Annotated in this window: 11 protein-coding genes; 4 read left to right on the plus strand and 7 right to left on the minus strand. The window is 68.7% G+C overall.

The genetic code is table 11. The features are described from left to right. The first annotated feature begins 47 nt into the window (after positions 1-47). The 3 genes from KZX42_RS15785 (at position 48) to KZX42_RS15795 (ending at position 3855) form a co-directional block, all read left to right on the plus strand. Positions 48-272 (plus strand): hypothetical protein, encoded by a 225-nt coding sequence (locus KZX42_RS15785; RefSeq protein ID WP_248120916.1) that lies wholly within the window; start codon positions 48-50, stop codon positions 270-272. A 167-nt stretch (positions 273-439) separates the two neighbouring features. After that, on the plus strand, positions 440-1645 hold the full coding sequence (locus tag KZX42_RS15790; RefSeq protein ID WP_248120917.1) for an acetyl-CoA C-acetyltransferase: 1206 nt from the start codon (positions 440-442) through the stop codon (positions 1643-1645). A gap of 17 nt (positions 1646-1662) precedes the next feature. Then, entirely contained in the window at positions 1663-3855 is a 2193-nt protein-coding gene (locus KZX42_RS15795) for a 3-hydroxyacyl-CoA dehydrogenase NAD-binding domain-containing protein (RefSeq protein ID WP_248120919.1), read from the plus strand. Positions 3856-4272: 417 nt separating this feature from the next. Here the strand turns inward: KZX42_RS15795 and recA are convergent, their stop codons facing one another. The 6 genes from recA to KZX42_RS15825 all read right to left on the minus strand — a co-directional run bounded on the left by recA (position 4273) and on the right by KZX42_RS15825 (position 10151). After that, on the minus strand, positions 4273-5355 hold the full coding sequence (gene recA, locus KZX42_RS15800) for a recombinase RecA (protein WP_248120921.1): 1083 nt from the start codon (positions 5353-5355) through the stop codon (positions 4273-4275). A 173-nt stretch (positions 5356-5528) separates the two neighbouring features. Continuing rightward, on the minus strand, positions 5529-7376 hold the full coding sequence (locus KZX42_RS15805; RefSeq protein WP_248120923.1) for a M20/M25/M40 family metallo-hydrolase: 1848 nt from the start codon (positions 7374-7376) through the stop codon (positions 5529-5531). 70 nt (positions 7377-7446) lie between these two features. Next, positions 7447-8406: a right-handed parallel beta-helix repeat-containing protein gene (locus tag KZX42_RS15810; protein ID WP_248120925.1), complete on the minus strand. Its 960-nt coding sequence runs from the start codon at positions 8404-8406 to the stop codon at positions 7447-7449. Position 8407: 1 nt separating this feature from the next. Continuing rightward, positions 8408-9211 (minus strand): phosphatase PAP2 family protein, encoded by an 804-nt coding sequence (locus tag KZX42_RS15815; RefSeq protein WP_248120928.1) that lies wholly within the window; start codon positions 9209-9211, stop codon positions 8408-8410. Then, positions 9208-9708 carry a hypothetical protein gene (locus tag KZX42_RS15820; RefSeq protein ID WP_248120930.1) on the minus strand — a complete coding sequence of 167 codons (501 nt, stop codon included), beginning with the start codon at positions 9706-9708 and terminating at the stop codon, positions 9208-9210. The genes KZX42_RS15815 and KZX42_RS15820 overlap by 4 nt, the downstream gene beginning before the upstream one ends. 77 nt (positions 9709-9785) lie before the next feature. After that, entirely contained in the window at positions 9786-10151 is a 366-nt protein-coding gene (locus tag KZX42_RS15825; RefSeq protein ID WP_248120932.1) for a ribonuclease, read from the minus strand. A 103-nt stretch (positions 10152-10254) separates the two neighbouring features. On the opposite strand from KZX42_RS15825, the gene KZX42_RS15830 reads away from it, so the two are divergent. Then, complete coding sequence (locus KZX42_RS15830) at positions 10255-11259, plus strand: LLM class flavin-dependent oxidoreductase (RefSeq protein WP_248120935.1); 1005 nt, start codon at positions 10255-10257, stop codon at positions 11257-11259. Here KZX42_RS15830 and KZX42_RS15835 read toward each other — a convergent pair. Continuing rightward, on the minus strand, positions 11256-12233 hold the full coding sequence (locus KZX42_RS15835) for an alpha/beta hydrolase (RefSeq protein WP_248120938.1): 978 nt from the start codon (positions 12231-12233) through the stop codon (positions 11256-11258). The two genes, KZX42_RS15830 and KZX42_RS15835, sit on opposite strands and share 4 nt — an antisense overlap. Positions 12234-12269: the final 36 nt, after the last annotated feature.

Raw genomic sequence — 12269 nt, forward strand, 5'->3', positions numbered from 1 at the left:
AGGGGGCGAAGTCGGGGCGTGCGCGTCCAAAAGGGAGCAACCGAGCCATGCGTATCCTGATCCTCTCCACCGCCCTCGCCCTGCCATTGCTGGCGGCCTGTGGCACGACCGGCGCGACCAACACCTATCAGCAGGAGTTGGACGTGCTGGAGGCGGCCTGCACCCGCGACCAGGGCATCCTGACGCCCACCGGCCTTCAGACGGGTCGACCGCAAACCGAGTACGCCTGCAAGATCACCGGCGGCGCCACCCGGATCCACCGCGCCAACTGACCCTCGGGGGCCGAAGCGATGTCTTTGGCCCGACATCCTGTCAAGACGACGACGTTGTGCGGCACCGCCCTGGCGCCGCATCACGCGGCTTATTACTTGACGTTGACGTAAACGTAGGGTTCTTGGCGTCCGAGCTTAGACCCGTCCTTTATCGGAGACGTATTCTCATGGCTGACGCCTATATCTATGACGCCGTCCGCACCCCGCGCGGCAAGGGCAAGAAGGACGGCTCGCTGCACGAGATCACCGGCCTGTCGCTGGCCTCCCAGGTTCTGGAAGCGCTGCGCGACCGCAACGATCTGGACACCTCCAAGGTGGACGACGTGATCCTGGGCTGCGTGACCCCGGTGGGCGAACTGGGCGCCGATGTCGCCCGCACCGCCGTCCTGACCGCGGGCTGGGCCCAGACCACCGCCGGCGTCCAGATCAACCGCTTCTGCGCGTCGGGCCTGGAAGCCGTGAACATGGCCACCGCCAAGGTGAAGTCCGGCGAGGCCGACTTCGCCGTCGGCGGCGGGGTCGAGGTCATGAGCCGCGTGCCGATGGGTTCGGACATGGGCGCCTGGCCGACCGACCCGTCTTCGGCCTTCCCCAGCTATTTCGTGCCCCAGGGCGTGTCGGCGGATATGATCGCCACCAAATACGGCTTCAGCCGCGACGACGTGGACGCCTATTCGGTCGAGAGCCACAAGCGGGCCGCCAAGGCCTGGGCCGAGGGCCGGTTCAAGAATTCGGTTCTGGCGGTCAAGGACCAGCTGGGCCTGACCATCCTGGACCACGACGAGACCATTCGTCCGAACACGGACATGCAGACGCTGGGCGGACTGAACCCCTCCTTCGCCATGATGGGCGAAATGGCCTTCGACGCCGTGATCAATCAACGCTACCCCGAGGTTGAGCGCGTCAATCACGTCCACACGCCGGGCAACTCGTCCGGCATCGTCGATGGTTCGGCCGGCGTGCTGATCGGTTCGCTGGAAGCCGGCCAGGCCCTGGGCCTGAAGCCACGCGCCAAGATCCTGGGCGGCGCCTCGATCGGCTCGGAGCCTTCGATCATGCTGACCGGCCCTGAGTATGTGACTCGCAAATTGCTGGGCAAGCTGGGCATGACGCCCGACGACATCGACCTGTGGGAGCTGAACGAGGCCTTCGCCGCCGTCGTCCTGCGCTACATGCAGGCCCTGGACATCGATCACGCCAAGATGAACGTGAACGGCGGCGGCATTTCGATGGGCCACCCCCTGGGCGCCACCGGCGCCATGATCACCGGCATCGCCCTGGACGAGCTGGAACGCTCGAACAAGTCGACAGCCCTGATCACTCTCTGCATCGGCGGCGGCATGGGCACCGCCACCGTCATCGAACGCGTCTGATCCGGGAGCGAAAGACTATGGAAAACTTCAAGATCGACGTCGACGCCGACGGCATCGCCCTGGTCACCTTCGACGTGCCAGGCCGTTCGATGAACACCCTGACCGGCAAGGTGATCGCAGAGGTCCCGCAACTGGTCGAACGCATCAAGACCGACGACGCCATCAAGGGCGCGGTCATCACCTCGGGCAAGGCGTCGGGCTTCTGCGCCGGCGCGGACCTGGGCGACATGGCGGGCGGCATGCTGGCGGGCGGGGGCGACCTGCAAAAGGCGTTCGACGCCGGCTGGACGCTGAACGGCGCCTTCCGAGCGCTGGAAACCTCGGGCAAGCCGATTGCGGCGGCCATCAACGGCCTGGCCCTTGGCGGCGGGCTGGAGTTCACCCTGGCCTGCCACTATCGCGTGGTGGAAAACGACAACAAGATTCAGCTGGGCCTGCCCGAGATCAAGGTCGGCCTGTTCCCCGGCGGCGGCGGCACCCAGCGCCTGACGCGCCTGGTCGGCGTCCAGAACGCCATGATGGCCATGAGCGAGGGCAAGTCCTTCCGTCCCAACGACGCCAAGGGCGCCGGCATCGTCCACGAAGTGGTCGAGAAGGGCCAGTCGGTCGAGGCGGCCAAGGCCTGGATCAAGAATGGCGGCAAGGCGATGCAGCCGTGGGACGAAAAGTCCTTCAAACTGCCCGGCGGCGGTCCCTTCCATCCGGCGGGCATCCAGAACTTCATGGTCGGCAACGCCATGCTGCGCAAACAGTCCTACGGCAACTATCCGGCCGTGGTGAACCTGATGAAGGCCGTGTTCGAAGGCACGCAGGTTCCGATGGACGCCGCGCTTCGCATCGAGACGCGCTATTTCATCAAGACCCTGATGACGCCCCAGGCCCAGGCCATGATCCGTTCGCTGTTCCTGTCCAAGCAGGAACTGGACAAGGGCGCCGTGCGGCCTGCTGGCGTGCCCAAGTCCGATCCCAAGAAGGTCACGGTCATCGGCGCCGGCATGATGGGCGCCGGCATCGCCTATGTGCAGGCGCTGGCCGGCATCGAGACCATCCTGATCGACCAGACCCAGGAAGCCGCCGACAAGGGCAAGGCCCATGTCGAGGAGTTGCTGAAGAAGCGTCTGTCGCGCGGTCAGCTGACGCAGGAGAAGTACGACGCCCTGCTCGGCTCCGTCACGGCGACCACCGACTATGATCTGATCAAGGGTTCGGACCTGGTCGTCGAGGCCGTGTTCGAGAACCGCGAGATCAAGGCCGATGTGACCAAGCGCGCCGAGGCGCAACTGGCCGAGGGGGCCGTGTTCGGCTCCAACACCTCGACCTTGCCGATCACCGGTCTGGCCGAGGCCTCGGTCCGCCCTGAAGACTTCATCGGCATCCACTTCTTCTCGCCGGTCGACAAGATGATGCTGGTCGAGATCATCCTGGGCGAAAAGACGGGTCAAGCCGCCATCGCCAAGGCGCTGGACTATGTGCTGAAGATCAAGAAGACGCCGATCGTCGTCAACGACAGCCGCGGCTTCTACACCTCGCGCTGCTTCTCCACCTTCCTGATGGAGGGCATGGCGATGCTGGAGGAGGGTTACGGCCCGGCCCTGATCGACAATGTCGGCCGGATGACCGGCATGCCGCGCGGCCCGCTGGAGATGCACGACGACGTCGCCCTGGACCTGTCCTACAAGATCGCCAAACAGACGGCTTTGGACCTGGGTGACAAATACGTCCCGTCGGAAGGCGCCGACATCGTCGCCAAGATGGTCGAGGGGGGACGTTTCGGCCGCAAGAACGGCAAGGGCTTCTACGACTACGACACCAAGCCCAAGACGCTCTGGAAGGGTCTGTCCGACCTGGCGCCCGTCACCAAGGGCATCGACCAGCCGGAAGAGCCGACCGCATTCGCCCAGATCGACGAGCTGAAAACGCGCCTGCTGTATCGCCAAGCCGTCGAAGTGGCGCGTTGCTGGGAAGAGGGCGTCATCGACGACCCGCGTGAGGCGGACCTGGGCGCCATCCTGGGCTGGGGCTTCGCGCCCTGGACCGGCGGCCCGATCAGCTTCATCGACGGCATCGGCCTGGCCAAGTTCGTCGAGACGGCGGACCGTCTGGCGGCGTCGTACGGCGACCGCTTCAAGGTCCCGCAGCTGCTGCGCGACATGGCCGCCAAGAACGAGACCTTCTACGGCAAGTTCGCCCCGGAGAAGGCCGCCGCCTGATCGGTCTCGGACATCGCTGGTCTACGGAACGGGCGGCCTTCGGGCCGCCCGTTTTGGTTTGAGCGCTACCTCTCTCCCGCTCATCCCGGCGAAAGCCGGGACCCAGTTCTGTCGCTCAGCAGTGCGTTGGATCGATTGCCCCGGCCAATGCACAAGCCGTATCTGCCAAAGCACTGGGTCCCGGCTTTCGCTGAGATGAGCGGATAGGTTGAACAATCGAACTCAAGTCCCGCGAACCCTGCTAATCCAAAAAAGAAAAAGACCCGCCCGACACGAGGTCGAGCGGGTCGCTCCGCCGCCCTTCGCGGGGTCGGTGGCGGGTCGCTAGGGGCGACGGAGTAGCGGTGAAAAGACCGGGCCGCAGCCGAAGCGAACGCTCAAAGCCCGCCCGACCGCGCCCAGCCCCTCGTTCTGGCGTCAGCCTTCCAGATCCTGGCCTTCGTCCGGCTCGGGCGCGCCCAGCATGTCGTCGGCGATCTTGTTGGTGGACTGGCGCACGGCCTTTTCGATGGAGGCGGCGATGTCGGGGTTCTGTTTCAGGAACTCGCGCACATTCTCGCGGCCCTGGCCGATCCGGGTGGAGTCATAGCTGAACCAGCTGCCGGCCTTTTCGATCACTCCGGCCTTGACGCCCAGGTCGATGACCTCGCCCAGTTTGGAGATGCCCTCGCCGTACATGATGTCGAAGATGACCTCGCGGAACGGCGGGGCGACCTTGTTCTTGACCACCTTGACCCGGGTGGTGTTGCCGACCACCTCGTCGCGGTTCTTGATCGCACCGGTGCGGCGGATGTCCAGACGCACCGAGGCGTAGAACTTCAGCGCATTGCCGCCCGTCGTCGTCTCGGGGCTGCCGTACATGACGCCGATCTTGTGACGGATCTGGTTGATGAACAGGACGATGCACTTAGACTTGGAGATGGAGGCCGTCAGCTTGCGAAGCGCCTGGCTCATCAGGCGCGCCTGCAGGCCCGGCAGGCTGTCGCCCATCTCGCCCTCGATTTCGGCGCGCGGGGTCAGGGCGGCGACGGAGTCCACGACCACGATGTCCACAGCCCCCGAACGGACCAGGGTGTCCACGATCTCCAGCGCCTGTTCGCCGGCGTCCGGCTGCGACACCAGAAGATCGTCCAGATTGACGCCCAGCTTCTGGGCATAGACCGGGTCCAGCGCATGTTCGGCGTCGACGAAGGCGGCGACCCCGCCCTTCTTCTGCACCTCGGCGACCGTGTGCAGGGCCAGGGTCGTCTTGCCGGACGACTCAGGGCCGAACACCTCGATCACCCGCCCGACCGGCAGGCCGCCGATGCCCAGGGCCATGTCCAGACCCAGCGAGCCGGTCGAGACGCTCTCGATCTCGTTCACCTGCCCGGCCTTGCCGAGCTTCATCACCGAGCCCTTGCCGAAGGCGCGGTCGATCTGCGCGATCGCCGCCTCCAGGGCGCGCTGCTTGTCGCCGTCGTCCTTGCCCACCAATTTCAATGCCGCCTGCGAAGCCATTGCCTTCGTCTCCCTTGCCATGATTCCCGTCATTAAGCTTGGGAGAGACCCGCCTGGACCCGCCCCCGTTTCGTGAGGCCGACTATGGGCACGGTTTGTTCTAGTTCACAAGATGTTCTCTCGATCAAAACGAGAACATAAAATCGAACACGACCGTTTCTGACGCATCCAAGTCAGGCGATCAGTCGCGCGCCCAGCCCGGCGACCATCGCCGCCACGACCAACCCTCCCGCAATCCGGCTCAACGCCCGGATGCCGCCAGCGGCGCCAGGCGACAGTGGTCGGCAGAGGGGCACGATCAGCAAAGCGATCACGCCCAGAACACCCGGCAGGTCCATGCCGACGCCCATAAACACGCCATGTCCCTGCACCAGCAGCCACCCGCCGACGACGGCCGTCGCCAGCGCCGCCGGGATCAGGACGGTCCAGGTGGTCAGACGCGCGGAGATCAGGGCCGCGGTCGCGGCCGTCACGGCGGCGATCAGGGCGGGCCAGATCAGCAGGAAGGCGGCCTCGGGCGCCACGGCCTGGACGGCGACGCCCAGAACCAGCACTAGGCCGATCAAGCCCAGCCACCCGCCCCAGGGCGTTTCCTCCGCCGCGCGCGGCCACAGGCTGAGACCGATCGCGACGGCCGCCGCGCCCAGGACGACCGGATCGACACCCGCGAGGACGGTCGTCAACGCCGCCGCCGCGACCAGGCCAAACGCGACCGTCCGCCCGCCGGCGCGCCCCGCAATCAGCAGCAGCGCCAGGCCCGACAAGGCAAGCGCCACGCCGATCTCCAGCGCCGGCAGACGCCGCAGCAGGGTGTAATAGGTCTCGGGCGACTGAACCCGTCCGCCCAACGGTCCGGCCAGCACCCGCACCGCCTGGCCCGCGACCACGGCGGCGGCCAGCAGCCACAGGCCGTCCGCCGCGCCGCCCAAGACCGCGCCCACCTTCAAGCCCTGAACGCGACGCACCCGCCAGACCGCCAAGCCGGTCGCCAGGGCGGCGATGGCCAGCAGGACCCACCCCACGACCGGCGGATGCCGCACGACCGCCAGGCCGAACAGGTCGGCATAGACGGCGTTCTGTGTCGCCTGGGGCAGCGTCGGGGCGCGCAGCCAGGCGTCAGCCACCTCCAGCGCCTGCGATCCGATATGCTGCAGACTGCCCTGATCCAGGGCGTCCGGCGTGGCGGCGGGCGAATGATACTGATCCGGCCGCCCGATGAAGGCCAGATTGATCCCCGCCAGCCCCTTGGCCGCCGTCACGGTGAAGTCGGTGCCGTTCGGCATCAGTCGATAGACGAAGATCGCCAAGGCGTTGCTGGACGGGCCGCCCGTCACGGCGCCGGCGGCCCGCGCATAGTCAGCGATGACGCCGGCGTTGCCCGGCCCTGTCTCGAACATCATGGCCCGACCGCCGCCGCCCCGCGCCTCCAGATTGACGACGGCCCCGATCCGGTCGCGCCACGGATGGGCGGCGAAGAACGTCCGCGCACCGTCCAGATTGAGTTCCTCGGCGTCGGTCAGCAGGACGATCAGATCGCGGTCCGCCCCGCCGCGCGCCTTGATCGCCCGCACCGCCTCCAGAATGGCCGCCACGCCCGTCGCATCGTCGGCCGCACCGGGCGAACCGGGCACGCTGTCGTAATGGGCCATCATAAGGACGGCGGGCCGGTCGGGGTCGCGGCCGGGCAGGACGCCGACGATGTTGGCCGCCGCCAACCCGTGAGGGCTTCGCCCCTCGCGCTCCAGCCGTTGCACAGCCCCTGGCGACAGGGGGCCGGTCTGTATCCTGGGCGCCAGGCCCAGGGCTGTCATCCGTTGCATCAGATAGGCCTGGACCCGCGCGTGGTCGTCGGACCCGACTGGATGTGGCGCGCGGGCGATCTCGCGCACATCGGCCATCGCCCGCGCGGCGGAAAAGGCTTCGACCGGGGTCGAGACCGGCCGCGGCGCGGGCGTCTGACTGGCGATCACGGCCAGACCCAGGGCGACAGCCAGCGCCGTGAACAACAGGATCAGCCGCATCGTCTTGTCCCCCTGATCGCGATCGGTCCAGTCAGCCCTGCGCGGACGACCGGCGCAAGGGGCGAGCCGATCAGCGACGCACGCTGTTGCGCGCCGTCAGATTGCCCGTGGCGCCGTCCCCGTCGTCGATGCTGGACCCGAAGGGCCAGCCCCGGTCGTCACCGCAATAGGACCTGCGCCCCTCGCGCGACCCGATCACCACCGCGCGGGGCCTGAACCAGCCGGCGCCGGTGAAGACATTGTCCGTGATCCGATTATAGGAGGGCGTCTGGTGGCGGATCACCCCATCCTCGCCGCAGTTGCGGTACAGAAAGACCCCGCCGCGCCCGTCCAGCGCCAGCCGGTTGCCGACGATGCGGTTGGCGCCCGATCCGTCCACGGCGATCTGCTCGCGCCCGGTGCGAATGTCGAAATCGTTGTCCTGGATCAGGGCGCCGGCGCTCTCTGCGTCCAGATAGATGGCCACCGACGTTGATCGGCCGGAAAAGCGCGACCGCGTCACCGTGGTCTGCGTGACCCCCGGCCCGACATAGAGGGGAATGGTTCCCACGCCCTGAAACCGCACCCGGTCCAGCACCACCCTGATCGGCGCGGCCGACTGGGCCGCCAGTGTATGCCCGGCCGTGCGCGACGAGGCCAGCAGGTCCCGCATCGACCCGCCCGCCCCCATGCCCCAGATGCGGACATTGCCCGCGACGCCGCAGTTGCGGATGGCCACATCGCTGGGCCTGGACCAGCCGTCGCCCTGGCGGTGCGACCAGACGGCCACGGTCGGGGCGCCGGTGGTCGCCTGGCCCGGCGCGCGGATCTCGCCCCCGCCGCAATCCAGCGCGGCGCCGGACGCAGCCTGGCCCTCGATCAACACCCGACGGCGAATGTCGCGCCCGCCTGTGTCGGCCTGGCAGGCCAGGCGATAGGGCTGGCCCGAGGGCGTGATCAGGTCCGCCAACTCCTGCGCCGTGCAGGGTCGGGCGGCGGGCAAGTCCGAGGCGGACTGGAGCGCGACCGCCAGGGCGAACCAGCCCGCCATCTCAGGGCAGGACGGTCGCCAGGGCCGCCCGCTCGGCCGCGCATCCGGGATTGGTCAGGCCCGTGCGGCGGGCGGCCGCCAGTTCGGCGCGCGCCGCCGCCATATCCGCCTGGAAGGCAGGGTCGGCTATGGCCTGGGCGGCGACCTGACGGCCGATCGTCTCGCCCGCCGCCACGTCGCTGGGATAGTGCATGGCGCAGACCAGGCGGCTGATCCCGATTTCATGTCCGATCCGGCGCACGGCCTCGGCGCGATCCGGCTCCAGCGCCGCGAACGCCTCGCCATAGGCCACGCCGACCGCCGCGCCGCCCGACGGATAGGAGCCGCTGCGGCGCGCGGCCGCGTCCAGGGTCTGGCAGGCGCGGCGCTGGGGATCGTCCGCGATCGGACGGGGGCGCATCTGACGCGCCTTGACCTGTTCGGCCACGCTGGCGGCGTCATGGAAGACGCGGCTCATCATCCGGTCCAGCGCCGGCGTCTCGGCCGAGCCCAGCCGGACCCCCAGAGCGCAGTCGAAATGCTGCAGCGCCAGCGGCGGCCGCACCTCGGCGTGGGAGGTGGCCAGCAGCCAGCGGTCGCCGTCCTCCAACGCCGCGTAGCGGGCCGAAGCCGTCTTGTCCGCCACATCCTGGGTCGAACCCGGCGTCGGAGGAGCGGGGACGGCGGCGGCCATGTCCGACAGCACGGCGGCCGACAGATAGCCGTCCTTCGGCATCGTCACGACCGACTTCGGCGATCCGGCGCAGGCGGCCAGGACAAGGACGGCGCCCGCCCCTGCCGCCAGCCGCGCCGCGCGTCCGATCACGACCCGGCGCTCCAGTTCATATGCACCGAGGTTGCGCCGTCGGGGCTGGGGGCCGCGACGACCTGTAGCGAGGGGCCGTCGGCGGCGTCGCCGGCCGCGCCATAGGCCCGCGCCTCGCCCTGATTCATGCCCGTCACCGACTTCAGCCCGGCGGCCTCGGCTCGCTGGCGGTAGAAGGCCACAACCTCGTCCGGCGAGGCGTCGGTGGTGAAGGTGACCAGGCCGCCCGGCCCGGCCGCGCCGTCAGCCGCCAGGGGCGCGCCGTCGATCCGGGCGCCGGGATACAGGGGGGCGAACGCCGGAGCGGCAGGCGCGGGCTCTGCGGCTGGCGCACGCGCCCCCACGGCTGCGGCGGATCCTGCCTCCGCCGTCTTGGGCGGGACCGCCGGCGCGGCCGTTTCCGCCGTGGCGGAAGGTTTAGCCGGGGCGTTCGCCCGGTCGCAGCCAGCGAGGCCGAACAGAACAACGGCGGAAACCGCCGCCAAACGAAGCATCATCGAAGAAGCGTCCCTGGACCAAAGGGTCTAAGCGCCACCGTGGCGCAGGCTTGCGGCGGCGGCAAGGCGTGGCGCGCCTATTCCTTGCGACCGCCCTCGGCCGGATCGCCGCCAGCGCCTTCGAAATCCCGTCCCGAACCCGCGATTGCGTCCGGTCCGGCGTCCGATGGCGAATCGGGATCGGCCTCGGACCGGCCTTCCTCGGCCAGGGTCTCGTTGATCTTGCGCGAATCCGGGTCGTCGTCCGAACCGCCGGCCGATCCGCCGCGCAACGAGCCCGCGCGGGTGTCGGAGCCCGAATCGCTGCCGTCCAGGGCGTCGATCAGGGTGTCGGCCTTATGGCCCAGGTCCGGGCGCTCGCCCATGTCGGCGGCTTCGCGCGCGTCGTCGCACTCGGCTTCGGATTTCGCGTTTTCGGGCGGGGTGGGGTCGGCGTCCGTCATGGCGCAGCTCTTTCATGGTGGAGACGATTTAAAGCGCCCGACGCCGTTGCGGTTCCCGCGCGCTCGCTCTTGAACGCCGCGCGCCAGCCCCGATCTAGGCGTCATGATCCCGTTCTCAGTCCTCGACCTGTCGCCTATCGTCGAAGGCGGCGACGCCCGCCGCGCCCTCGACGAGACCCTAGCCTTCGCCAAGGCCGCTGACCGCCTGGGCTTCCGGCGGTTCTGGCTGGCCGAACACCACAATATGCCCGGCATCGCCAGCGCGGCGACCGCCATCGTCATCGGCCATGTGGCGGCCGGAACGCAGCGCATCCGCGTCGGCTCGGGCGGCGTCATGCTGCCCAACCATGCGCCTCTGGTCGTCGCCGAACAGTTCGGCACGCTGGAGACCCTGTTCCCCGACCGGATCGACCTGGGCCTGGGCCGCGCGCCCGGCACGGACGGCGCCACCGCCCGTGCTCTGCGTCGCTATTTCGAAGGCGCCGACCAGTTTCCGCGCGACGTGGTCGAACTGATTCAATGGTTCGAGCCGGCGGCCGAGAACCAGCCCGTCCGCGCCGTGCCCGGCGCCGGCCTGCGCGTGCCGATCTGGCTTCTGGGCTCCAGCCTTTTCAGCGCCCAGCTGGCGGGACAACTGGGGCTTCCTTACGCCTTCGCCAGCCATTTCGCCCCGGAACTGTTGCTGGAGGCCCTGGCGCTGTATCGCCGCAATTTCACCCCCTCCGACCGCCTGGCCCAGCCCCACGCCATGGCCGCCATCAACGTCTTCGCCGCCGATACGGACGCCGAAGGGGTGCGCCTGTCCACGTCCATGCAGCAGAGCTTTGCCCGCCTCTCGACCGGCAAGCCCGGCAAACTGCCCCCTCCGGTGGACGACATCGCCACGGTCCTGACCCCGCAACAGATCGAGGCCGCCAGAGGCCGCCTTCTCTATTCCGCCATCGGGGGGCCGGAGACGGTCAGGAAGACGTTGGCCGACTTCATCGCCCTGACCGGGGTGGACGAACTGATGGTCACCGGCATGGCCTTCGACAACGCCGCCCGCATCCGCAGCCTGGAGATCGTCGCCGAGGTGCGCGAGCAGATGACGCGGGGACAGGCCGTCTAGCGGTCCAAACCGGCCAGAAACTCCAGCAGCAGAGCGTTCACTTCGTCCGCGCGCTCCTGCTGGATCCAGTGGCCCGCTCCCGGCACCACCACCGAGCGCGTCAACCCCGGAGCCCAGTCCTTCAGCCCCGCCTCCGCGCTTCCGGCATAGTGGCGCACCGGATCGTCTTCCCCGACCACGAACAGGGCGGGCGGCGTGATCCTCTGATCCTGCACAAAGGCCGTCTGCGACCAGTTCAGGTCCAGCGCCCGATACCAGTTCAACGGCCCAGCGAACCCGCTGTCCGAAAAGGCCTGCACATATTCCGCGAAATGATCCGCGCCCATCCAAGGCGGCAGGGTCGCATCGTCGGCGATGGTGTCGAGCAAGGCCACGCCCTCAGGCATGAAGCCGGTCGATTTCAGCCCCGCCGGCGTCGCCCCGTCATAGGCGTAGAACAGCTTTCTCAGCGTCGTCGCCGGATCGGCTTCCAGCGCCCGATGCGCGTCCGCCGCCTGGAAGCGCACGATATAGAGGTCGCCCAGCCCCGCCCGCTTCGCGATCGCCGCCATGGCCGCCGTCGGCGGTCCTTTGGTCCGGCGGGGCTGGAACGGCACCGACAGGCCCGCGACAGCGCGAAACACGTCCGGCCGCAGCAGGGCGCAATGCCAGGCCACCGGCGCGCCCCAGTCGTGGCCCACGACGGCGCAGGACGTCTTGCCCAGCGCCCGGACCAGATCGACCATGTCGCCGACCAGGTTCAGGATTGAATAGGCCGCCGCGCCTTCGGGCTTTTCGGTCCCGCCGTAGCCCCGCATGTCGGGGGCTGCGACGTGATAGCCCGCTTGGCTCAGCGCCTGGACCTGGGCGCGCCAGCTGACGCCCAGTTCGGGAAAACCGTGGATCAGCAGGACCAGCGGCGCGTTGTCGTCGTCGAACCCGGCCTCCAGCACCTGTTGGACAAGCCCGTCGGTCTTGATAAGCCGCGTTCGCATTCCAACCCTCCCGGTGGTGTTCGCACCACGCTTCGC

This window comes from Brevundimonas sp. EYE_349 (genome assembly GCF_023147505.1).
Classification (GTDB): domain Bacteria; phylum Pseudomonadota; class Alphaproteobacteria; order Caulobacterales; family Caulobacteraceae; genus Brevundimonas.

Bases quoted from the DNA above. Each gene is read 5' to 3' on its own strand.
- KZX42_RS15785 (WP_248120916.1), top strand. From the start codon at position 48: ATGCGTATCCTGATCCTCTCCACCGCCCTCGCCCTGCCATTGCTGGCG.
- KZX42_RS15790 (WP_248120917.1), top strand. From the start codon at position 440: ATGGCTGACGCCTATATCTATGACGCCGTCCGCACCCCGCGCGGCAAG.
- KZX42_RS15795 (WP_248120919.1), top strand. From the start codon at position 1,663: ATGGAAAACTTCAAGATCGACGTCGACGCCGACGGCATCGCCCTGGTC.
- recA (WP_248120921.1), bottom strand. From the start codon at position 5,355: ATGGCTTCGCAGGCGGCATTGAAATTGGTGGGCAAGGACGACGGCGAC.
- KZX42_RS15805 (WP_248120923.1), bottom strand. From the start codon at position 7,376: ATGCGGCTGATCCTGTTGTTCACGGCGCTGGCTGTCGCCCTGGGTCTG.
- KZX42_RS15810 (WP_248120925.1), bottom strand. From the start codon at position 8,406: ATGGCGGGCTGGTTCGCCCTGGCGGTCGCGCTCCAGTCCGCCTCGGAC.
- KZX42_RS15820 (WP_248120930.1), bottom strand. From the start codon at position 9,708: ATGATGCTTCGTTTGGCGGCGGTTTCCGCCGTTGTTCTGTTCGGCCTC.
- KZX42_RS15825 (WP_248120932.1), bottom strand. From the start codon at position 10,151: ATGACGGACGCCGACCCCACCCCGCCCGAAAACGCGAAATCCGAAGCC.
- KZX42_RS15830 (WP_248120935.1), top strand. From the start codon at position 10,255: ATGATCCCGTTCTCAGTCCTCGACCTGTCGCCTATCGTCGAAGGCGGC.
- KZX42_RS15835 (WP_248120938.1), bottom strand. From the start codon at position 12,233: ATGCGAACGCGGCTTATCAAGACCGACGGGCTTGTCCAACAGGTGCTG.